This window comes from Streptomyces sp. NPDC005728 (assembly GCF_040630895.1).
Classification (GTDB): domain Bacteria; phylum Actinomycetota; class Actinomycetes; order Streptomycetales; family Streptomycetaceae; genus Streptomyces.
On record NZ_JBEXYL010000005.1, the window covers coordinates 21,613 to 43,223 of the forward strand.

Consider the following 21,611-nt stretch of genomic DNA (forward strand, 5'->3'; position numbering starts at 1 on the left):
GTCAGCCGTCGTGGTCCTGCCTACGACTCCTGCCGTCGGCGGAACTCATCGCCGGCACCCGGCGGACGCCGGACCGCTCAGCGCGACGGCTGCCGGTCGGCCGCCGGGTCCACCGTCGCCTGATGGGCCTCGGCCAGGTGCTCCTCCGCCTTCAGCCAGGGCAGGAACTGTGCGCCCTTGCGCCAGCCGCAGGTGTCGCATCTGATCGTGCGCTGCACACCCGTGCGCTGCACCCGGACCACGTGCTCTCGGCCGTGCTGGTCCCAGCGGCTGACCTTGCTCGTGCTGTTGTCCTGCGGCATGACGCCTCCCCGCGTCCGGCACACCTCGACGGCAAGGAGTGTGCAGCAGGTTCAACATCAAGAGGGGGTCATTCACGGCGAGTTGTCCAAGCTGTGCCCTGGGCTCAGCCATCCGTGCGGGGCAGCCGCAGGCTGAGCAGGCCGGTCAGGGCGATCCCGGCCAGCTGTACCAGCAGGGTGATGACCAGCGCGTCCCGCATGCCGTGATGCGGTACGAGGGTGAGGAAGAGGGTGCCGAGGGTGGCCACGCCCAGCGCCAGAGCGGACTGCTGGGTGGTGACCATCACACCGCTGCCGACGCCCGCCCGGGCCGCCGGCACCTCGGACAGCACGATCCTGAACACGTTGGGGAGCTGGAGCGCCTGCCCGGCCCCGGCGACGGCCGCGCCCGGCAGCAGCGAGACGAAGCCCAGATGCGGCCAGTCGCGCCAGACGGCGAGGACGATCAGCAGCACGCCCACGCCCTGCACGACGGAGCCGGCCGTGACCACCCGGGTGCCGTACCGGGCGATGAGCCGCGGGCCGGCCAGGGAGACGAACAGGAACGCCACGGCCATCGGCGCGAGCGCGAGCCCCGCCTGCACCGGTCCGAGTCCGGCCCCCTGCTGGAGGGCCAGCGCGATGACGAACATGAACCCGCTGAAGCCGATCGAGAACGGCAGCATCAGCACCAGCCCGCGCCGCAGGGACGCCAGCGCGAACAGGCTCGGCGGCAGCAGCGGGGTTCGTCCCTGCCGGTCCGCCCGCCGCTCCACCGCGTAGAACGCGGCCGCGGCGAGCGGGAACGCGGCGAGCGACAGCCACGTCCACAGCGGCCAGCCCGCCGCCCGGCCCTCGGTCAGCGGGACGAGCAGCGTCAGCAGGGACACCGCGAGCAGCACGGTGCCGGGCACGTCGACCGGCTCCGGGTGCTGCGACCGGGTCTCCGGCACGAACCGCACGGCGAGCACCAGCCCCACCAGCACGACCGGCACATTGACGAGGAAGATCGCCCGCCACCCGGTCCCGGCGAGGTCGGCGGCGACCAGCACCCCGCCCAGAATCTGCCCGGCCACCATGGCCAGTCCGGCCGTGGCGCCGTACAGGCTCATGGCCCGGGCCCGGCGGCCGCCGCTCGTGGCGGCCTGGATGGTGGCGAGCACCTGCGGCAGCATGGCCGCGGCCGACGCCCCCTGCGCGACCCGCGCCGCGACGAGGCTCCAGGCACCCGGCGCCAGCCCGCAGGCCAGCGAGGTCAGTCCGAAGGCGGCCATACCGCCGAGGAACAGCCGCCGCCGCCCGAACAGGTCCCCGAGCCGCCCGCCGAGCACGAGGAGCACGGCGTACGCGACCCCGTACCCGGCCACGACCAATTCGAGAACGGACTCACCGGTGGCGAGATCGGCACCGATGGCGGGCAGGGCGACATTGACGATGAAGAAGTCGACCAGCGGCAGCGCCGCGGCCAGCAGAACGGTGAACAGCCCCGGCCCACTCAGCACGGGCGAAGCCGTCCGGGCACGGACGGCGGAAGTGGTGACGGTCTCGGTCATGCCTCCGAGCCTGCGTCCGCCCTCAGACTGGTACCAGAGTCTTCTTGTCCTGGTACAAGAACCACCTGGAAACACCCTCCGCCGGGCGGCACCCTGGACGCATGAGCATCATGGCCCAGGAGACCGCCGCCCCGGCGATGCGAGGCTCGGAGATTCGGCGGCACGAGCTGGCTGCCTTCCTGCGCAGCCGGCGCGAACGGATCGCGCCCGAGCAGGTGGGGCTGGAGCGCGGCGTCCGGCGCCGCACCCCGGGCCTGCGCCGGGAGGAGGTCGCCCAGCTCTCCGCGGTCGGCGTCACCTGGTACACCTGGCTCGAGCAGGCCCGGAACATCCAGGTCTCCGTCCAGGTCGTGGACGCCCTGGCCCGCACGCTGATGCTGGACGCCAGCGAGCGCGCCCACCTCTTCCAGCTGGCCGGGGCCACCGATCCGACACCGGCCGCGAGCTGCTCGGGCGTCACCGAGGCCCAGCGCGAGCTGCTGCGCCAACTGGAGCCCGTCCCGGCCTGCATCCAGAACAGCCGGTACGACATCCTCGCCTACAACCGCACCTACGCCCGCCTCCTGGGCGACCTGGACGCGGTCCCGCCGGAGGACCGCAACTGCATGCTCCTCGTGTACACCGACAGCGACTGGCGCGCGGCCATCGTGCACCTGGAGGACACCCAGCGTCTGATGGCCGCCCGGCTGCGCGCCTCCATGGCCGGCCACCTCGGCGAGCCCGCCTGGAAGATGCTCCTCAAGCGCCTGGAGACGGAGTCCCCGGAGTTCCGCGAGAACTGGGAGCGCTACGAGGTGGTGGGCAGCCGCACCAAGATCAAGGAGTTCCTCAACCCGTACGTGGGCCATCTGACCCTGGAGCACACGGACTTGTGGCTGAACCCTGGGCCGGGCGCCCGGATGGTCACCTACACGCCGAAGAACGAGGAGACCAGGCGGCGTCTGGAGAAGCTGTACGAGATCGCGCGAGCGAGCTGATCATCTCGCCGGTCTCCTCCTGTGGAACCTCGCCGTGCCTGCCTGCATCTAGCTGTGCGGTATGGCGGAGCGGTGGCACTCGGCGCCGCAGGAGTGGCTTCACCCAGGGGGAGATTTCATGTCAAGGCGGACAGTGGCGGTCTCCGCGCTCGGCCTGGTGCTGCTGCTGGGCGCCACGGCCTGCGGCCAGGCCGACAGTTCCTCGGACACCCGGATCGCCTCGTGCGGAACGCCCGAGCTGAGCTGGAAGATGACCCTTCTCCCGGGCAAACCGCACCACACACCGGCCGCTACGCTCAGCGCCACGCACAAGGGATCGAAGTCCTGTGCCTTCGACGGCTATCCCGAGCTCGATTTCCGGGTCGGCAAGGGGGCGGAAGCCTTTTCGAAGCCGAAGACGTCCACGCCGGTCCACCTGGAGCTGAACCCCGGCCACAGCATCGAGTTCCCGGTCTTCTACGACCCGATCGGCTCTCCGCCCGGGGACTGTGAGATCGCGGCCGAGTACGACCCCAGCGTCTTCGTGACGCCACCGCACCGCGCCCGGGAAGACTACGGCTCCCGCCTGCAGCTGACCGACGCGAAGGGGAAGCATGTGCGGGCGCAGGTGTGCGGCGCCGACGACCCGAAACTGGGAGCACCCCAACTGCACTGAGACACACGTGAATCAGCGGTGCGCGTTCGCACACCGGCCGTGCGATCATGACGGATGCGACCGCTGACCACGGTCGGTTGACAGCCGCCGTACGGCGGCACGGGGGAAACATCGAGGGTGCGCTGTCGTGCGCTGTGAGCGCGCGCAGGCCGACGGCGGAAGATCACGCGTCGGACTCCTCAGCAGTGGCTCGTCTGCCGTCGGGTGGCAGGAGCCTGCCCTTGGGGGCCTCGTGCCGTCCGGCCTGCCTCTTGGAGAAATCTGAATTGCTCGATACACGAATACGTCTCGGGGCTGTCGCGGCGCTGAGCGCCGTGGTGCTGCTGGGCAACGTCGCAGCGGCCCAGGCCGGCACCGCGACCCCTGCCCCCGGCGGACCCGCGCCGACCGCGTCGGGACTCCCGCAGAGCAACAGCCCCGCACCGAAGCCGCCGGCCAGTCCCACGCCCGCCCTCTCGGCCGACCCCTCGGCGAGACCGTCAGCTGCGGACACCCAGGTGCCGGCGCCCGACGACAACTGGACGTCCGAGGCCGCCATGCGCTTCTGGACTCCCGAGCGCGTGGCCGCGGCCACCGACCCCGCGGGCGGTACGGTCCCGCCGAAGGGCCTGACGTCGCTGGGGCAGCAGCACTCGGCGAGCGGCATCACCTCCCAGCACTTCAAGGGCATCAAGTCCGTCGGCACGATCTTCAGCACGAACAAGGGCATAAAGGGCCACCGCTGCACGGCAAGTGTGGTGCGCAGCGGGGGGCACAACCTGATCCTCACCGCGGCGCACTGCATCGGCTCGAAGTCCATGTTCGTGCCCATGTACGACCACACCAAGACCGCTGCGCAGCAGCCGAACGGGGTCTGGGCGGTCGACAAGTGGTTCCGTGACAAGAGGGCGACGTGGGAGAAGGAGAAGTCCTCCGACCTGGACTACGCCTTCGCGAGGCTGAAGCCGAACGGCGGTAAGAACGTCCAGGACCTCGTGGGCGCCAACACCCTGGCCCGCACGCCCGGCTATGCCAACAAGGTGACCGTCATCGGCCACCCCGGGATCGCGCACAACCCGCAGGACACCCCGGTCCGCTGCCCCAACATCTACACCACCGCGCTGTCGGGCTACTACCAGATGCAGATCTTCTGCGCCGGCATGTGGGGCGGGGTCTCCGGCGGCCCGTTCTTCTCCAAGATGGACGCCTCCGGCGACACCGGCACGATCATCGGCAATGTGGGCGGCTTCAACCAGGGCGGACCGGATGTGTCCGGGTCGGATCCGCGGTACAACGAGATCACGTACAGCCCGCTGCACGGTGACCGCTTCTTCCGGCTCTACGCCGATGCCCAGAAGGGCATCGACATTCCCGATTACGGCGCCTACGCGCAGCCGCAGTTGCCCTACACCATGGGATCGGGCCCGACCTGGAAGCACGTCAACCTGATGGCGTCGGGTGACTTCAACGGCAAGGGCCACAGCGACATGGTCGTGGTGTGGTCCGACGGCGAGGTCACGCAGTACAACAGCGACGGAAGCGGCCACTTCACCAGCGAGCGGCAACTGCTCCCCAAGAACTCCACCTGGAAGGACGCCAAGACCATCACCGCCGGCGACTTCACCGGCTCGAACCAGTTCGATCTGATGGTCCGCTGGGTGGACGGCGAGGTGACGCTGTACGGGGACGTCGGCAGCAAGGGCCTCAACGGGGCCGGCACCCAGATGATCAAGCCCAACGAGACCTGGAAGGACGCGGTCCAGATCGCCGCGGGCCGGTTCAACGCCTCGACGTACGTCACCGACCTGATCGTGCGCTGGAGCGACGGTGAACTGACCCTCTACACCGGGGTCAGCGCCGGTACGTTCGGCCAGGAGCACCAGCTCAAGAAGCCCAACGGCACCTGGAAGGACGCCACACTCCTCACCGCCGGCGAGTACTCCGGCAACGCGAAGTGGGACCTCATGGTGCGCTGGACCGACGGCGAGCTCGACAACTACGTCGGCACCACCACGTCCGGCCTCGGCACCGAGCAGCGCATCCTGAACCCCAACGGGCTCTGGAAGCACGACACGGTCATGACGACCGGCGACTTCACCGGAAACGGCCGCACCGACGACCTCGTCATCCGCTGGTCCGACGGCGAGACCACCATGTACATGGACACGCGCGCCGCCCACCTCGGCAGCGAGGAGACCCTGGTTCACGCAGGCTGAGCCCGGGGACCACGGCCCTGCACCCGATGCCCTCGGCACGCGACCGTGCCGGGGGCATCATGTCTGCGGCTGCCCCCGCCCGGCGACCCCGACTGTCTGACGCACCTCCGCCGTCTCCAGCCGCTCCGCCGCGCGTTCGGCCGTACGGCGCGCCCAGCGGCCGCTCGTGAGCAGGCCCAGAGTGAGGACGGCCAGGCCGCAGGCGGTGAGGATCCACCAGCCGGGGCCGGCCGCCGACACGAAGGCGTCCCGGTACGAGGACGAACCGATGCCGGACGTCAGGACGGCACCGACCACCGCGACGCCGAGGGTCTGCCCCAGCTGCCTGCTCGTGGAGGCGACCGCGGCCGCGACCCCGGCCTGAGCCCGCGGCATCCCCGACACCGCCGTGTTCGTGATCGGCGCGTTGACGAAGCCGAAGCCGATGCCGAACAGCACGTACCCGGCGAACAGCATGGCGTTCGAGGTCTCTGCCTCGAAGGCGGCGAACAGGGCCCCGCTCGCGGTCATCGCGGTGCCGGCCACCAGCAGGGGGAGCCGCGGCCCCCGGCTGCCCACCAGCCGTCCGGACAGCGGCGCGCACAGGAACGTCGGCGCGGCCAGCGGCAACATCCACAGGCCCGCGTGCAGCGCGTCGAGGCCGCGCACGTTCTGCAGGTACAGCGTGGACAGGAACAGGAAGCCGCCCAGCGCCCCGAACGCGCTGATCGCTATCAGGGTCGCGCCGCTGAGTGGCGCGGAACGGAAGAAGCGCAGGTCGATCAGGGGGTCGTCGCGCCGAAGCTCGTAGCGGACCAGCCCCAGCAGGGCGGCGCAGGCCACCACGGCGAAGGGCAGCACCGTGCCGGGGCCCGAGTCCGGCGCCTCGATGATCGCGTACGTCAGCGAGCCGAACAGGGCGATCACCAGCACCTGGCCGACCGGGTCGGGGCGGCGGGCCCGCGGCGCGCGGGACTCGGGGACGAAGCGCAGGGTGAGCAGCACGGCCGCGAGGCCGACCGGGAGGTTGATCCAGAAGATCGAGCGCCAGCCGACCGACTCCACCAGCAGGCCGCCGACCAGCGGTCCGGCCGCCATGGAGATGCCGACCACCGCGCCCCACACGCCGATCGCGCGGGCGCGCTCGCGCACGTCGGTGAAGGTGTTGGTGATGATCGACATGGCGACCGGGTTGAGCATCGAGCCGCCTACCGCCTGGACCATGCGGAAGACGACCAGCAGCTCCAGGTTCGGCGCGAGCGAGCACAGCAGCGAGCCGATCGAGAAGACGACCAGGCCCGCTATGAAGACCTTCCGGCGTCCCAGACGGTCGGCCGTGGAGCCCGCGAGCATCAGCAGCGAGGCCAGCACCAGCGTGTAGGCGTCGATCGTCCACTGCAGGCCGGAGGTGGTGGCGTGCAGGTCGCGCTGCATCGAGGGCAGCGCCACGTTCAGGACGGTGTTGTCGAGGCTCACGATGAGCAGGCTCATGCAGCAGATCGCCAGCACGAGCAGGCGTCGGGGGTGGCTCAGCTCGGGCATGGGTCTCATCGTACGTCGATTTCAATAGTGCGTCTAACTAATGAGCGTTACATGTTCATGGTGACGGTACTGCGCCGAGCTGTCGCGGGAGTGAGGGACAATGGGTGCTTGCCCTGTGCCGTACATCCGTCCCGGAGTCCCGCGATGACCCACCCGCTCTCCATCGGCCCGCACGCCGTGGTGCCGCCCGTCGTGCTCGCACCCATGGCGGGGATCACCAACGCGCCCTTCCGCACCCTGTGCCGGGAGTTCAGCGGCGGCAAGGGCCTGTTCGTGAGCGAGATGATCACGACCCGGGCGCTGGTCGAGCGCAACGAGAAGACCATGCAGCTGATCCACTTCGACGCGACCGAGACGCCGCGCTCGATCCAGCTGTACGGCGTCGACCCGGCGACCGTCGGCAAGGCCGTCCGCATGATCGCGGAGGAGGGCCTCGCCGACCACATCGACCTGAACTTCGGCTGTCCCGTCCCCAAGGTGACGAGGAAGGGCGGCGGCTCCGCCCTGCCCTACAAGCGCAACCTGCTGCGGGCCATCCTGCGCGAGGCGGTCTCCGGCGCCGGCGACCTCCCGGTGACCATGAAGATGCGCAAGGGCATCGACGACGACCACATCACCTACCTCGACGCCGGCCGCATCGCCGTCGAGGAGGGCGTCACGGCGATCGCGCTGCACGGTCGCACGGCCGCCCAGCACTACGGCGGCACCGCCGACTGGGAAGCCATCGCCCGTCTGAAGGAGCACGTCCCGGAGATCCCGGTGCTCGGCAACGGCGACATCTGGTCGGCCGAGGACGCGCTGCGGATGGTGCGGGAGACCGGATGCGACGGGGTGGTCGTGGGCCGCGGCTGCCTGGGCCGTCCGTGGCTGTTCGCGGACCTGGTGGCGGCCTTCGAAGGCCGTGAGGACTTCCGGAGGCCCACCCTCCGCGAGGCCGCCGACGTCATGGTCCGCCACGCCACCCTCCTCGGCGAGTGGATCGGCGACGAGTCGCGGGGCGTCATCGACTTCCGCAAGCACGTCGCCTGGTACCTCAAGGGCTTCGCGGTCGGCTCCGAGATGCGCAAGCGGCTCGCGATCACGTCCTCGCTCGAGGAACTCCGCGCCGGTCTCGACGAGCTGGACCTCGACCAGGCCTGGCCGGCCGGCGCCGACGGTCCGCGCGGCCGTACGTCCGGCAACAACCGGGTGGTGCTGCCGGACGGCTGGCTGAAGGACCCCTACGACTGCGCGGGCATCGGCGAGGACGCGGAGCTGGACACCTCCGGCGGCTGATCAGCCCTTCTTCGGGTGCGGGGTGGACCCGTACGCCGTCAGGAAGCGGTCCCGGAACGCGCTCATCTTCCACACCGGCGCGTTGTGCGCGGGACGCAGGCCGTCCGTCCACCCCCAGCCGGCGATCCGGTCGAGGACCTTCGGGTCCTTGGCGACGATCGAGATCGGTACGTCACGGCTGGCGTGATTGCCACTGACGCGGGCGATCGGCTGGTGGTCGCCGAGGAAGACGAGCACCGTGTCGTCGGTGCCGTAGCGCTCCAGCCACTCGGTCAGCGCGGTCACCGAGTACTGGATCGACTTGCCGTACTCCTGGCGGGACTTGGTGGTGTCGGCGATGACGTCAGCCGGCTTGTTGCCCTCCGCCTGGATGCCCTTGAAGATCGAGCCGTCACCCAGCTGGTCCCAGCCGACCATCTTCGGGATCGGCGCCCAGGGCTGGTGGCTGGAGGTCAGGATGATCTCCGACATCATCGGCTTGTCGTGCTTCCTGCCGTGCACCCGCTGCTGGAACTGCTCCAGCGCGTACTGGTCCGGCATGGTCGACCAGCTGAACTTCGGTCCCTTGTAGCCGAGTTCGAAGGCGTTGTAGACCTGGTCCAGGCCGTAGAAGCTCTGCTCCGGCCACCCCTTCTGCACACCCGGCATCACGCCGACCGTGTCCCAGGCCCCGGTCTTCTTGAACGCCTTGGTGAGGCTGAGGTGGTCGCTCGCCATGACGGTGCGGTAGCGCTGCTGGTTGTTGACCCACAGCCCCGACATGGTGGTGGAGTGGCCGAGCCAGCTGCTGCCGCCGTAGGTCGCCGAGGTCAGCCAGCCGCTCCTGGCGTGGTAGCCGGCCTTCTCCAGCGCCTGGGTGCGCTCGTCCAGGGTCTTGTCGACGCCGGGCGCCATGATCGGGTCCTCCACGGCACTACGGCCGTAGCTCTCGATGAACGTGAAGATCATGTCCTTGCCGCGCAGGTCGGGCACGAGCTGGGAGCCGGGCGTGTTGCCGAAGGCGTCCACCTTGGCCACCTTCTTGAACGCGGCCTCGTCCCGCAGGGTGTTCCGCATCTGCCGGGCCTGCCACTGCAGCGCGCTGGTGGCGCGGTCGGAGGCGATCGGCACGCCGGATATCTGCAGACCGAGGGAGGAACAGGTGATCCAGACGACGCCGGCGATCAGAGTGCCGCGGGTCGCGGTGCCGGTGTGCCGGGCGAGCAGGTTGCTCAGCCGGACCGTCGACAGCGCGAGCAGCACGAACAGCAGCAGGACCAGGGCGATCACCCCGGCCGTGGCGAGGAGCGTGGTCGTACGGCCCAGCGAGTCCACCAGGTACGACTGCGCGTCACTCAGCAGGCTCCAGTCGAGGACGGGGTTGAAGCCGCGGCCGAGGTACTGGTTGAACCCCATGTCGAGCAGGTTCAGCACGGTCAGCGCGGCCAGCGCGACCCCGCACACCGCGGCCAGCACCACCCGCGGCCGGCGCGGCAGCGCCAGCATCACCGCGGCCCCGATGACCGCCTCCGCCGGAATCCGCGTGAACTTCGCGGGCCCGAGTCCGACGACGGTGTTCGGCAGCACGAGCGCGACGACGACCAGCACGGCGGCGAGCACGGTGAGGGTGACGGAGAGGGCCTGGGCGGCGGTCGGGTGCGCTTCCCGCCATCGGAGCATCCGGGCGGACCAGGCGCTCCAGGAAAGGCGGGTGGGGCGGGAGGCGGAGAGTGCGGGGGTTTCGTCGGTGTCGGCCGCGGCCGCCTCTTCGGCGTCCGGCTCCTGGACGTCCGCGGTGGTGGCCGGTTCGGGAGCCTCCCCGGTGGTGGCCGGCTCCGGAGCCTCCGCCGTCGTGGCGTGTTCCGCAGAGCCGGTGCTCTTCTCGGAGACCGCCGCCTCGACTTCTTCCAGGACGTCCTCGGTCCCCCCGGCCGTACCCGGTGACTGGCGCGTGCTCGTGTGCTGAGGCAACCCGGAGGTCCTTCCGTGCGAGACCCGTGACGAGGCGGCGGGCCACGCTGGGGAGGCAAGGGCGGGCCCGCTCCTGGACCCGCCCGGCCCGCCGTCATCTCGTACGGCTCGCCCGCGTCCGCCGTTCACTGACCTCGGCAAACACCGGGCAAACGCCCGGTCAAGGTCCCCTCCTAGGCCCCGCCCACCGCGGTGAGCAGCGCGAGCGGCGCCGCTGCCGAGCGGGATTCGCGGATGCAGGCGTGCGGATAGGGGACCGGCTCGGGGTGGGTGTCACGGCCGTAGCCCGCCAGCACCTCCGGAAGCCGGTGACCGGCGGCCGTCGCCGCGTCGACCAGGGCGTGCGCCACCGTACGGGCCTCGTCGTGCAGGCCGTAGCGGGCCAGGCCCAGCGTGATCAGCGCGTTGTCGTGCGGCCACACCGAGCCCCGGTGGTAGGAGAGCGGGTGATACGCCGGCTGCCCGGAGGCGAGGGTGCGCACGCCCCAGCCGGAGAAGAAGTCCGGTTCCACGAGGCGCCGGCCCACCACCTCGCCGTACTCCTTGTCCAGGAGACCGGACCACAGCAGGTGCCCGGCGTCGGACGCCAGCGCGTCGACCTGGCGGCCCTCCCCGTCCAGCGCGAGTGCCGGGAAGGACTGTTCCCGCATCCAGAAGTCCCGCTGGAAGCGGTCCCGGAGGTCGGCCGCCGCCTGTTCCAGCAGGGAGGCGTACGTCTCGTCGGCCCACACCGTGCGCGCCACCCACGCCGTGCGGCGCAGCGCGTCGTACGCGTAGCCCTGCGCGCCCGCCGCCATCACCGCCCCGGTGGGCCGGGTGCCGTCGGACCAGCAGATCGCGCCGGGGGAGTCCTTCCAGTTCTGGTTGGCCAGTCCGCCCTCGTCGGCGCGGTAGACGAGATAGCCGCGCGAGGTCAGCCCGCCGTGGTCCAGCATCCAGCCGATCGCCGCGCGGGCGTGCGGTTCCAGTCGGCGGGCCAGGACGGCGTCCCCGGTCCGCTCCACGTAGGCGCCGAGCAGGATCAGGAACAGCGGGGTCGCGTCGACCGAGCCGTAGTACCGCCCGAACGGCACCTGCCCGAAGTGCGCCAGCTCGCCGTGCCGCACCTCGTGCACGACCTTGCCGGGCTGCGCGACCGAGGACACACCCGTCCCGTTCGCCTGGGTCGCGGCCAGCGCGGGGAGCGTGGCCGCGGCCAGCTGGGGCCGGTACGGCAGCGCGAACAGGGCGGTGAGCAGGGCGTCCCGGCCGAGCAGGGTGAGGAACCAGGGGGCGCCCGCCGCCGGGACGCGCAGCTCCTCGCCGTCCGGCCCGGTCGCCGCGACCTGGAGCGCGGCCAGGTCGGACAGGCCGCGGGCGCAGGCCGCCGCCAGCTCCGGCCAGCCGGTCGGGAAGGCCACGCCCTCCAGGAACCTGCCCTCGAGCTCCAGGAGCTGCTCGTTCACCGCGGCCGGCGAGCGCGGCACGCGCAGGGCCCGCCTGTCGCCGTGCGGGCGGGCCATCACCCGCAGCACCAGCTCGGTCGTGCCGTGGGGTTCCAGGTCCAGGGTCCACACCAGGCGCCGCGCGCCCGTGCCGGTCTCCTCGACGGTGTCCGGAGCGGGGTCGGCCGTGATCGTCGTACAGGACCGCCACTCGGCCCGGCGGTAGGTGAACTCGATGCCGTCGTCCAGGACGTGGCGGGAGCGTACGGCGCCGGCCTTGACGTAGGTGCGGTGGTCGGAGCGCAGCTCGAACTGGTCGGTGAAGTCGGCGTCGGCGGTGATGGCGAGGCGGACGGTGGTGGGTGCCGGGCGGTTGCTGGTCACCCGCAGCGACTCGACGAACGAGCTGTCGCCGACGGCCTGTTCACGGAAGAGGGTGTGCGCGGGCGGCTCCTGCCGGCCGCCGCGCGGCACCAGTACACAGCGGGCCGCGTCGCCGTCCGTGACCGGCGTGAGCACTTCGGGCACCGCCCCGTCGACGGTGAGCTGCCAGCGGCTGAGATGCCGGGCGTCCCGTACGAATAACCCGTCCGGGGAGCCGGAGCCCCGCACCCCGCTGATGTCGCCCCGGTCGCTCACGGCGGCGAACGTCGCCCCGTGCACGAGCAGATGATGCCGGTCGGTCATGCCCGGTCCCCTCCCTTGTCACTCCTGTCGAACGTGCCGGTGCCCGTGCGGGACACGCGATGTCCCCCGGGCTGGTGGAACAGGTCGAGCGCGAGCGCGGCGGTCCAGCCGAAGCCGGTCGCGCCGCAGGCCTCGCCGGTGTACGGGTCGACGTACTCGGCGAAGCCGGTGGCCGCGGCGAGGCTCAGCACCGCCTCCCGCAACGCGTCCGCCCGCTCGTGGTCGCCGTGCGCTCGCAGCCCCCGCTCCAGCAGCCAGTTCGTGTTGAACCACGCCGGTCCCCGCCAGTACCTGTGCGGGTCGAAGGCCTCGCCGAGCAGGTCGTAGCTCGGCACCAGCGCCGTGCTGTCGCCCAGCCCGAAGTGCGGGCCGCGCAGCGTGCGGACGAGCGCGGCGGCGACCTCCCGGGGCAGCTCCGGCAGCAGCAGCGGGATCAGGCCGGAGACACTGCGCCCGGGAACCAGCTCCCCGCCCCGCAGGTCCCGGCAGCGGAACATCCCGCCCGCCGGGTCCCACAGCCGGTCGACCAGGGCCGCCGTCAGCCGTTCGGCGCGCGCACGGCGGGCGGTGCCGGGCGCGCCCAGCTCCTCGGCGATCCGGGCCAGCGCGTGCTCGGAGGCGATCAGCAGGGCGTTGAACGCCGGGTCCTCGACGGCGAACCCGCCCGCCCCGTCCTGGTAACCGGCATCCCGGTAGTCCGTGGCCAGCCGCACGTACCGCCCGTAGTCCAGATCCGTCGGCCGGTCCTCGGCAGCCCCGTGGTCGAGGTCGGCGCGGCGGAAGGAGCGGGCCGGGGCCGGCGTGATGCGGGAGAGCGGGGCGTCCCAGCAGGGGCTGTTGTCCATACCCTGTTCCCAGGGGTGCACGACGGACACCAGGCCACCCCCGCCCAGGTCCCGCCGGTGCAGCAGGTACCGGTGCCAGGCGGCCAGCCGCGGGTACATGCCGGCGAGGAAGCCGCGCGCCCGCGACAGGCCCGGGTCGGCGCGGTGCACCAGCCAGGCCGCCAGCGCGTGCACCGGTGGCTGCACGATGCCGGACGTCTGTACGGTGCGCGGGGCGCCCGCGGTGCGCCCCGCGGTCGAGGAGCGCCAGAAGTCGGGGCTCGGGAAGTAGGCGTCGAGCGGTACGGAGGGGTTGAACACGATGTGCGGGACGCGCCCGTCGCCCCACTGGGCCGCCAGCAGCGTCTCCAGCTCCGTCTGGGCCCGCAGTGGCGAGAGGTGCCGCAGCCCGATCGCGATGAATGCCGAGTCCCACGACCACTGGTGCGGATACAGGCTCCGGGAGGGAACCGTCGACGCGCCGGTCCAGTTCGCCTCCAGCACCCGAGCTGCCCTGACGTGCAGGGATGTGTCCGAGGCCGGCGGATCGTATGCGATCTCGCGCTTCGGGACACGGGCAGTGAGCTGGGCAGTGCGATCCACTCGGGGCTCCCCGAAGACGTCCGGCCGACCGGGTTTGGCAGTAGCTACCGTAGGGTTACGTCTATTTAACACGCAAAACTCAATATGTAATGCAGGCTTGAGAAACACAAGGGGGTGCGCATGACCGGACGGCCCGGCAGGACCGGCAAGGCCACCAAGGGCGGCAGTCAGGCCAGCGCCGGCGATCTGCTCGAACTGGTCCGCAGCGGGCGAGCCGTGACGCGTGGCGCGCTCCAGCAGGCCACCGGGCTGTCCCGGGCCACCGTCGGCCAGCGCCTCGACCGGCTGTTCCGGGCCGGCTGGCTGCGCGAGGGCGCCGGTGGCCCGGTCGACTCGCCGCTCGGCGGCCGCCCCTCCATCACCCTGGAGTTCGACGACTCCCACGCGGTCGTCCTCGCCGCCGACCTGGACACCCGGCACGCCCGGGCGGCCGTCCTCACCCTGACCGGCGAGATCCTGGCCGAACACTCCGGCACCCTGGTCGTCGAGGACGGCCCCGAGGCCGTACTGGGCGAACTCGGCCGCTGGTTCGCCGAGCTGCTGACCAAGGCCGGACATCGGGCGGAGGAGGTGTGCGGCATCGGGCTCGCGGTGCCCGGACCGGTGGACAGCGAGACCGGCCGGGTGGTGCAGCCGCCGATCATGCCCGGCTGGGACGGCTACGACATAAGGGGCCGCCTCTCCCGCGCCTTCACCGAGCACACCGGCGCCGGCCCGGTCCCGGTCCTGGTGGACAACGATGCCAACCTCATGGCCTACGGAGAACAGCGCACCGGACACCCCGAGTGCTCGGCGTTCGTGCTGGTCAAGGTGTCCACGGGCATCGGCGCCGGGGTCGTGGTCGACGGCTCGATCTTCCGGGGCGTCGACGGCGGCGCGGGCGACATCGGGCACATCAGGGTGGGCGCCGAGGCGCTGTGCCGGTGCGGGTCGTACGGCTGTCTCGCCGCCGTCGCCAGCGGTGGCGCCGTGGCCCGGCGGCTGGCGGAGTCCGGGGTGCCGGCCTCCTCCGGCTCGGATGTGCGGGACCTGCTGGCCTCCGGGCACCCGGAGGCGGCCGCGCTGGCCCGGGAGGCCGGGCGCCGGGTCGGGGACGTGCTGGCGACGGTCGTGACCCTGCTCAACCCGGGTGTCCTGATGATCGCCGGAGATCTGGCCGGAACACCCTTCCTCACCGGCGTCCGGGAACTGCTCTACCAGCGGGCGCTGCCCCGCTCCACGGCCCATCTGGACGTCGTGACGTCACGGCTGGGCGAGCGGGCCGGGCTGGTGGGGGCCGGTGCGCTGGTCGTGGAGCACCTGTACGCGCCGGAGCGGGTGGAGGAGCGGCTCAGCGCGTTGGGCGTGTGACGGGCGCGTTTCCGTCTCGCGCCCTGGTCCGCATGGTGAAATCCGGCTCGCTGTGGCAGCGTGATTCTCGCCACCCTTGATAAGGGCTGCGCTCAGATGAGCGATTCATGAGCGGCTGCACTTCTCCAAGGGGTGGCACTCGGTGCCACCCCTTGATCGTTCATCGATCGAACTCAAACGTGCTGGGGGGCTGCTCACCTGAGCGGGAAAGCATGCCTGGGGGGCCTGTTGTCTTCAAGAAGTGAAAACATCTCCCTCTCTTCTCTTGTCAAGCTTTGACTTTCGATCCGCTGGCGGACGACTGGTTACAGGCCCATGACGCACAAGTGGACGTACCCAGACGCCTTCGATCTGGGTATGTTCCTCGCCGTCAGGGCAGCCACCGCGGCCTCAAGGAGTCGAGACCCGTGTCGGAAAACAAAGAACCCCACGTAGCGAAGTTCGTCTACGACTTCACCGAGGGCAACAAGGACCTCAAGGACCTCCTCGGCGGCAAGGGTGCCAACCTCGCCGAGATGACCAACCTGGGCCTTCCGGTCCCTCCCGGCTTCACCATCACCACCGAGGCCTGCAAGGTCTACCTCGACAGTGGCGAAGAGCCGGTGGCACTGCGTGACGAGGTGAGTGCGCACCTCGACGCCCTCGAGCAGAAGATGGGCAAGAAGCTCGGCCAGGCCGACAACCCTCTCCTCGTGTCGGTCCGCTCCGGTGCCAAGTTCTCCATGCCCGGCATGATGGACACGGTCCTGAACATCGGCCTCTCCGACAAGTCGGTGCAGGGCCTGGCCAAGCAGGCCGGCGACGACCGGTTCGCCTGGGACTCCTACCGCCGCCTCATCCAGATGTTCGGCAAGACCGTTCTCGGTGTCGACGGCGAGCTGTTCGAGGAGGCCCTCGACGCGGCCAAGGAGGCCAAGAAGGTCACCGTCGACACGGACCTCGAAGCGGCCGACCTGAAGAAGCTGGTCACCAAGTTCAAGAGGATCGTCAAGACGGAGGCCGGCCGGGACTTCCCGCAGGACCCGCGCGAGCAGATGGACCTCGCCATCAAGGCGGTCTTCGACTCCTGGAACACCGACCGCGCCAAGCTCTACCGCCGCCAGGAGCGCATCCCCGGCGATCTGGGCACCGCGGTGAACATCTGCTCGATGGTGTTCGGCAACCTGGGGCCGGACTCGGGCACGGGCGTGGCGTTCACGCGTGACCCCGCCTCGGGCCACCAAGGCGTCTACGGCGACTACCTGCAGAACGCGCAGGGCGAGGACGTGGTCGCGGGCATCCGCAACACGGTCCCGCTCGCGGAGCTGGAGTCGATCGACAAGAAGTCGTACGACCAGCTGATGCAGATCATGGAGACCCTGGAGAACCACTACAAGGATCTCTGCGACATCGAGTTCACCATCGAGCGCGGCCAGCTCTGGATGCTCCAGACGCGCGTCGGCAAGCGCACGGCGGGCGCGGCCTTCCGCATCGCCACCCAGCTCGTCGACCAAGGCCTGATCGACGAGACGGAAGCCCTCCAGCGCGTCACCGGCGCCCAGCTGGCGCAGCTGATGTTCCCGCGCTTCGACGAGGACGCAAAGACCGAGCAGGTCGGCCGGGGCATCGCGGCCTCGCCGGGTGCCGCGGTCGGCAAGGCGGTCTTCGACTCGTACACCGCCGTGAAGTGGTCCCGCTCGGGCGAGAAGGTCATCCTGGTCCGCCGGGAGACCAACCCCGACGACCTGGACGGCATGATCGCGGCCGAGGGCATCCTGACCTCGCGTGGCGGCAAGACCTCCCACGCGGCCGTGGTCGCGCGCGGCATGGGCAAGACCTGTGTCTGCGGCGCCGAGGAGCTGGAGGTCGACACCAAGCGCCGCCGGATGACGGTGCCGGGCGGCCACGTCGTGGAAGAGGGCGACGTCATCTCCATCGACGGCTCCAGCGGCAAGGTGTACCTGGGCGAGGTCCCGGTGGTCCCGTCCCCCGTGGTGGAGTACTTCGAGGGCCGGATGCACCCGGGTGCCGACGACGCCGACGAGCTGGTCGAGGCGGTCCACCGCATGATGGCCTTCGCCGACCGCAAGCGCCGCCTGCGGGTGCGCGCCAACGCGGACAACGCCGAGGACGCGCTGCGCGCGCGCCGCTTCGGCGCCCAGGGCATCGGCCTGTGCCGCACCGAGCACATGTTCCTCGGTGACCGCCGCGAGCTGGTGGAGCGCCTGATCCTCGCCGACACCGAGGAGGAGCGCGAGGAGTCCCTGCGGCAGCTCCTGCCGCTGCAGAAGAAGGACTTCGTCGAACTCTTCGAGGCGATGGACGGCCTTCCGGTCACGATCCGCCTCCTCGACCCGCCGCTGCACGAGTTCCTGCCCGACATCACGGAACTGTCCGTGCGCGTGGCGCTCGCCGAGTCCCGCCAGGAGCCGCACGAGAACGAGCTGCGCCTGCTCCAGGCGGTGCACCGCCTGCACGAGCAGAACCCGATGCTGGGCCTGCGCGGCGTCCGCCTCGGCCTGGTCATCCCCGGCCTGTTCACCATGCAGGTCCGCGCCATCGCCGAGGCCGCGGCCGAGCGCAAGAACGGCAAGGCCGACCCGCGCGCCGAGATCATGATCCCGCTCGTGGGAACGGTCCAGGAGCTGGAGATCGTCCGCGAGGAGGCCGACCAGGTCATCGCGGAGATCGAGGCGGCGACGGGTACGAAGCTCAAGCTGGCGATCGGCACGATGATCGAGCTGCCGCGAGCGGCCCTCACGGCCGGCCAGATCGCGGAGGCGGCGGAGTTCTTCTCCTTCGGCACGAACGACCTGACGCAGACGGTCTGGGGCTTCAGCCGCGACGACGTGGAGGCCTCGTTCTTCACGGCCTACCTGGAGAAGGGCATCTTCGGCGTCAGCCCGTTCGAGACGATCGACAAGGACGGCGTCGGTTCCCTGGTGAAGCTGGCCGCACAGGCCGGCCGTGCCACCCGCCCCGACCTCAAGCTGGGCGTCTGCGGCGAGCACGGCGGCGACCCCGAGTCGGTCCACTTCTTCCACGAGGTCGGCCTGGACTACGTCTCCTGCTCCCCGTTCCGCATCCCGGTCGCCCGCCTGGAAGCGGGCCGCGCGGCCACCAACTCGGAGGGCAGCGACCACCGCTGACCTTCCCCCGGCCCCGGAGCCGTCGTCGGTCCCCGACCCTCAGACCGATCGACGACGGCTCCGGCGCACGAAAGAGGAGGGGCGACACCCTGTGCGGGGGTGTCGCCCCTCCGGCGTGCTCCGAGGGGATGGGTCAGAAGGTGCCCTCCGTGTTGATCGGGCCCACCTGGAAGGTGTGGGAACACGTCGTCCAGCGTGCGGGGACGAGGGTGGCGCTGTGCGAGGCCGGCGGGTAGATCCTCAGATAGGAGCCGGTGCGCAGGCAGGGGCCGCCGATCGGGCCGTTGGTGGTGCGGACGACCGCGGACGCGGAGTGCCCGGGGGGGAGCGTGACGGTGGAGTACGACCGGCCGGAACGGCCGGCGGCCGGTCCGATCTGCCGGTGCGCGGTGTCCAGGGCGCTGACGCCCGGATAGCCGCGCAGGGCGCACCGGGTGGTGCTGGTGTTGGTGAACTGGACGGACCAGTAGAGCGATCCGGCCGCGCCCTCCTTGCGGCCCATGGAGAGATAAAGGTCGTTCAAGGCGCAGGTGCGAGGACCGGCCGGAGCCCGAGCCGTCGTTGCCGTCGCCGCTGACGTCGACGTCGTCGCGCTCCATGCGACGCCCGCTGTCGCGAGGGTTGCCGCGACGGCGGTCAGGCCGGCGGCCAGGCCGCGCCGGGAGAAGAGCCGAGTGTGCAGAGACATGGCGCATCCGCCTCCATCGGGCGAATGGGTGGATGTAGGTCGCTCTGTTGGATGCACCCTCAGCGGGAAAAGTTGTGCCGTCCGCCGGGAAATTTCCTGCCCGGCCTCAGGCGCCTCGCCCTGCAGGTTCACCACCCCTCCACGCCCTTCGCGAGACGCCGGTGCCACCAGGGCGCTGCCCGCGCGGCGAGCGGGTCGGGAAGGGTGAGGCGCAGATAACGGCGGTCCAGCGGTGCGACCGCGCGCCGTAGTTCGGCCCGCGCGCGGGGAGGGAGCCGGGGCAGGATGTCCGCCAAGGCGTCCCGGGCCTCGCGTACGTCGTCGAGGCTGCAGCCGGGGCATGCGGCGCAGTAGGACGCGCGGGGGTAGCGGGGGCGGTTTCCCGGCGGGTGGAGGAACGCCCGGTAGCGCCGCAGGGCGGTGTCGGTCGTGCCGCGCGGGTACCAGAAGCCGGGGGAGAGGCGCTCCGCGCGGTGGACGGCGAGGCTGGTACGGGCGGACAGGCCGCGTATGCGGGCCGGAGGGGGCTCCTCCCAGAAGCGGGGGCCCGGGGTTCGTCGCGTGCGGCGCAGTACGCCGGGCCGGTTACGCGGCATCGGCCTTTCGGTGTGTGGTCATGGACTCGATGATGCCATCCGTCGGCCGTCTAATCTGAGGGCGGCACAGTCGAGGTCGGAAGGAGTTCGGTCATGTCTGGCTGGAACGTGAGCGACATCCCCGACCAGAGCGGCCGCACGGCCGTCGTCACCGGCGCCAACAGCGGGCTCGGTTACGTCACCGCGCGGGAGCTTGCGCGCAAGGGGGCGCGGGTCGTGCTCGCGTGCCGGAGCGAGGCGCGGGGGGATGACGCCGGGGACCGGCTCGTGACGGAGGTGCCGGGGGCCGAGGTGGAGGTCGAGCGGCTGGACCTCGGGGATCTGGCGTCCGTGCGGGACTTCGCGGCCCGGTTGCCGTACGAGCGCATCGACCTGCTGGTCAACAACGCGGGCGTGATGGCGCCGCCGTACGGGACGACCGCGGACGGGTTCGAGACGCAGTTCGGGGTCAATCATCTGGGGCACTTCGCACTGACCGGGCTGCTGCTTCCCGCCCTGCTCGCCACCCCGGGCGCCCGCGTCGTGACCGTCTCCAGCATGATGCACGCCCTGGCCAACATCGACCTCCGCGACCTCAACAGCGAGCGCACGTACCGGCGTTGGATCGCCTATGCCCGGTCCAAGACCGCCAACCTGCTCTTCACCCACGAGCTGGCGCGCAGGCTGGCCGCCCAGGGTGCCGACCTCGTCGCGGCCGCCGCCCACCCGGGGTACGCCGCCACCAACCTCCAGACCGCCGGGCCGCGCGCCGAGGGGCGCAGAGGTGCCGAGCGAGCCATGGAGATCGGCAACCGGGTCTTCGCCCAGTCGGCGGAGGCGGGCGCCCTGCCCGCTCTGTACGCGGCGACCGCCCCCGACGTACGGCCGGACTCCTTCACCGGGCCCTCGTTCGCGATGTGGCGGGGTGCGCCCGCACGGTCCTGGCGGGCGCCGTGGACCCTCGACGACCGGGCCGCGGAGCGGCTCTGGGACGTCTCCGCGCGGCTCAGCGGCGTGGCCCCCAGCGCTCTGAAGGGGTGACGCACCGCCGCGTACGAGAGGCGCGGCCGTTCACAGCGAGCCGCCGCTGTCGACCACCAGGTCGGTGCCGACGACCGAGGCCGCGTCGTCCGAGGCCAGGTAGAGGATCGCGGCGGCGATCTCCTCGGTGGCGGAGATCCGGCCGAGCGGGAGCGTGGCCGCTGCCCGTCCGGTCCGGTCCTGCTCCGTCTCGCCGGGGCGGAGTGACATGGAGGTGGCGGTGGCGCCGGGGCTGACCACGTTGATACGGACGCCGTCGCCGATGTGGTCCAGGGCGGCGCCCCGGCTGAGGGCGGTGACGGCGGCCTTGGTCGCGGAGTAGGCGGCGGCTCCGGCGGAGGTGGCGTGCCGGCCGAACGTGGAGGACACGTTGACGATCGCGCCGCCCGACGGCTGGGTGCGCATCCGGCGGACCTGGGCCTGGAGGGCCAGGTGGACGCCGGTGACGTTGATGGCGAGCTGGGTGTGCCAGTCCTCTTCCGGCAGGTCGGCGAGGGGCTGCCCGCCCCGGAACACGCCGGCGTTGTTGACGGCCACGTCGAGCGAGCCGATGGGGGTCCCCCCGCCCGAGCGAAGCCGAGGGCGGGGGAGTTCGACGGCGGCCCGGACCAGTGCCTCTGCGTCGGCGGCACGGGAGACGTCGGCGGTCACCGCGAGCGCCTTGCCGCCCTGCTCCTCGATCAGCCGGACGGTCTGGTCCAGGGGCTCCGCCCGGCGCCCGGCCACGACCACCTGGGCGCCCTCGGCGGCGAGGGCGAGTGCCACGGCGCGTCCGATGCCGGAGCCGGCGCCGGTGACGAGTGCCGTCCGGCCGGTGAAGCGGTTGCTCGTGCTCGGCGTGGTCATGATCTCCCTTTGTTTCTTGACCGATCGGTTCAGTATGA

At 71.3% G+C, this 21,611-nt stretch carries 16 protein-coding genes; 7 read left to right on the forward strand and 9 right to left on the reverse strand.

The window, feature by feature from the left end:
• Positions 1–77 precede the first annotated feature (77 nt).
• Positions 78–302, reverse strand: coding sequence for a hypothetical protein (locus tag ABZ471_RS05640; RefSeq protein WP_359062760.1), 225 nt, complete (start codon positions 300–302; stop codon positions 78–80).
• A gap of 104 nt (positions 303–406) precedes the next feature.
• Complete coding sequence (locus tag ABZ471_RS05645) at positions 407–1,834, reverse strand: MFS transporter (protein WP_359062762.1); 1,428 nt, start codon at positions 1,832–1,834, stop codon at positions 407–409.
• A 101-nt stretch (positions 1,835–1,935) separates the two neighbouring features.
• Between ABZ471_RS05645 and ABZ471_RS05650 the strand changes: the two genes are divergently transcribed.
• The 3 genes from ABZ471_RS05650 to ABZ471_RS05660 all read left to right on the forward strand — a co-directional run bounded on the left by ABZ471_RS05650 (position 1,936) and on the right by ABZ471_RS05660 (position 5,661).
• The gene (locus tag ABZ471_RS05650) at positions 1,936–2,811 is read left to right on the forward strand and encodes a helix-turn-helix transcriptional regulator (protein WP_359062764.1); all 876 of its coding nucleotides are present in this window, start codon (positions 1,936–1,938) and stop codon (positions 2,809–2,811) included.
• Positions 2,812–2,929: 118 nt separating this feature from the next.
• Positions 2,930–3,466 carry a DUF4232 domain-containing protein gene (locus ABZ471_RS05655; RefSeq protein ID WP_359062766.1) on the forward strand — a complete coding sequence of 179 codons (537 nt, stop codon included), beginning with the start codon at positions 2,930–2,932 and terminating at the stop codon, positions 3,464–3,466.
• Between the two features lie 266 nt (positions 3,467–3,732).
• On the forward strand, positions 3,733–5,661 hold the full coding sequence (locus ABZ471_RS05660; protein ID WP_359062768.1) for an FG-GAP-like repeat-containing protein: 1,929 nt from the start codon (positions 3,733–3,735) through the stop codon (positions 5,659–5,661).
• Positions 5,662–5,718: 57 nt separating this feature from the next.
• On the opposite strand, the gene ABZ471_RS05665 is transcribed toward ABZ471_RS05660, so the two are convergent.
• A complete protein-coding gene (locus tag ABZ471_RS05665) occupies positions 5,719–7,182 on the reverse strand; it encodes an MFS transporter (protein WP_359062770.1) in 1,464 nt (487 codons plus the stop codon).
• A 144-nt stretch (positions 7,183–7,326) separates the two neighbouring features.
• Between ABZ471_RS05665 and dusB the strand changes: the two genes are divergently transcribed.
• Positions 7,327–8,457, forward strand: a complete 1,131-nt coding sequence (gene dusB, locus ABZ471_RS05670; RefSeq protein WP_359062772.1) for a tRNA dihydrouridine synthase DusB — start codon at positions 7,327–7,329, stop codon at positions 8,455–8,457.
• Here the strand turns inward: dusB and ABZ471_RS05675 are convergent, their stop codons facing one another.
• From ABZ471_RS05675 to ABZ471_RS05685, 3 genes are all read right to left on the reverse strand, one after another.
• Complete coding sequence (locus ABZ471_RS05675; protein WP_359062774.1) at positions 8,458–10,407, reverse strand: CDP-alcohol phosphatidyltransferase; 1,950 nt, start codon at positions 10,405–10,407, stop codon at positions 8,458–8,460.
• A 173-nt stretch (positions 10,408–10,580) separates the two neighbouring features.
• Complete coding sequence (locus ABZ471_RS05680; protein ID WP_359062776.1) at positions 10,581–12,518, reverse strand: glycogen debranching N-terminal domain-containing protein; 1,938 nt, start codon at positions 12,516–12,518, stop codon at positions 10,581–10,583.
• Complete coding sequence (locus ABZ471_RS05685; RefSeq protein WP_359062778.1) at positions 12,515–13,945, reverse strand: hypothetical protein; 1,431 nt, start codon at positions 13,943–13,945, stop codon at positions 12,515–12,517. Before ABZ471_RS05685 ends, ABZ471_RS05680 begins: the two co-directional genes overlap by 4 nt.
• Before the next feature lie 120 nt (positions 13,946–14,065).
• Here ABZ471_RS05685 and ABZ471_RS05690 point away from each other — a divergent pair, with 120 nt between their 5' ends.
• The gene (locus ABZ471_RS05690) at positions 14,066–15,295 is read left to right on the forward strand and encodes an ROK family protein (protein WP_359062780.1); all 1,230 of its coding nucleotides are present in this window, start codon (positions 14,066–14,068) and stop codon (positions 15,293–15,295) included.
• 407 nt (positions 15,296–15,702) lie between these two features.
• On the forward strand, positions 15,703–18,423 hold the full coding sequence (gene ppdK, locus ABZ471_RS05695) for a pyruvate, phosphate dikinase (protein WP_359062782.1): 2,721 nt from the start codon (positions 15,703–15,705) through the stop codon (positions 18,421–18,423).
• Positions 18,424–18,556: 133 nt separating this feature from the next.
• On the opposite strand, the gene ABZ471_RS05700 is transcribed toward ppdK, so the two are convergent.
• Complete coding sequence (locus tag ABZ471_RS05700) at positions 18,557–19,111, reverse strand: DUF4232 domain-containing protein (protein WP_359062784.1); 555 nt, start codon at positions 19,109–19,111, stop codon at positions 18,557–18,559.
• 128 nt (positions 19,112–19,239) lie between these two features.
• Positions 19,240–19,707, reverse strand: coding sequence for a hypothetical protein (locus ABZ471_RS05705; protein ID WP_359062786.1), 468 nt, complete (start codon positions 19,705–19,707; stop codon positions 19,240–19,242).
• A 93-nt stretch (positions 19,708–19,800) separates the two neighbouring features.
• Here ABZ471_RS05705 and ABZ471_RS05710 point away from each other — a divergent pair, with 93 nt between their 5' ends.
• A complete protein-coding gene (locus ABZ471_RS05710; RefSeq protein ID WP_359062788.1) occupies positions 19,801–20,727 on the forward strand; it encodes an oxidoreductase in 927 nt (308 codons plus the stop codon).
• Between the two features lie 30 nt (positions 20,728–20,757).
• Here the strand turns inward: ABZ471_RS05710 and ABZ471_RS05715 are convergent, their stop codons facing one another.
• The gene (locus ABZ471_RS05715; protein WP_359062790.1) at positions 20,758–21,573 is read right to left on the reverse strand and encodes an SDR family oxidoreductase; all 816 of its coding nucleotides are present in this window, start codon (positions 21,571–21,573) and stop codon (positions 20,758–20,760) included.
• Positions 21,574–21,611 lie beyond the last annotated feature (38 nt).

What these genes read in the sequence shown, in the direction of transcription:
- ABZ471_RS05690 (WP_359062780.1), top strand. Translation starts at nt 14,066, where the DNA reads ATGACCGGACGGCCCGGCAGGACCGGCAAGGCCACCAAGGGCGGCAGT.
- dusB (WP_359062772.1), top strand. Translation starts at nt 7,327, where the DNA reads ATGACCCACCCGCTCTCCATCGGCCCGCACGCCGTGGTGCCGCCCGTC.
- ABZ471_RS05715 (WP_359062790.1), bottom strand. Translation starts at nt 21,573, where the DNA reads ATGACCACGCCGAGCACGAGCAACCGCTTCACCGGCCGGACGGCACTC.
- ABZ471_RS05700 (WP_359062784.1), bottom strand. Translation starts at nt 19,111, where the DNA reads ATGTCTCTGCACACTCGGCTCTTCTCCCGGCGCGGCCTGGCCGCCGGC.
- ABZ471_RS05680 (WP_359062776.1), bottom strand. Translation starts at nt 12,518, where the DNA reads ATGACCGACCGGCATCATCTGCTCGTGCACGGGGCGACGTTCGCCGCC.
- ABZ471_RS05710 (WP_359062788.1), top strand. Translation starts at nt 19,801, where the DNA reads ATGTCTGGCTGGAACGTGAGCGACATCCCCGACCAGAGCGGCCGCACG.
- ABZ471_RS05705 (WP_359062786.1), bottom strand. Translation starts at nt 19,707, where the DNA reads ATGCCGCGTAACCGGCCCGGCGTACTGCGCCGCACGCGACGAACCCCG.
- ABZ471_RS05655 (WP_359062766.1), top strand. Translation starts at nt 2,930, where the DNA reads ATGTCAAGGCGGACAGTGGCGGTCTCCGCGCTCGGCCTGGTGCTGCTG.
- ABZ471_RS05645 (WP_359062762.1), bottom strand. Translation starts at nt 1,834, where the DNA reads ATGACCGAGACCGTCACCACTTCCGCCGTCCGTGCCCGGACGGCTTCG.
- ABZ471_RS05640 (WP_359062760.1), bottom strand. Translation starts at nt 302, where the DNA reads ATGCCGCAGGACAACAGCACGAGCAAGGTCAGCCGCTGGGACCAGCAC.
- ABZ471_RS05650 (WP_359062764.1), top strand. Translation starts at nt 1,936, where the DNA reads ATGAGCATCATGGCCCAGGAGACCGCCGCCCCGGCGATGCGAGGCTCG.
- ABZ471_RS05665 (WP_359062770.1), bottom strand. Translation starts at nt 7,182, where the DNA reads ATGCCCGAGCTGAGCCACCCCCGACGCCTGCTCGTGCTGGCGATCTGC.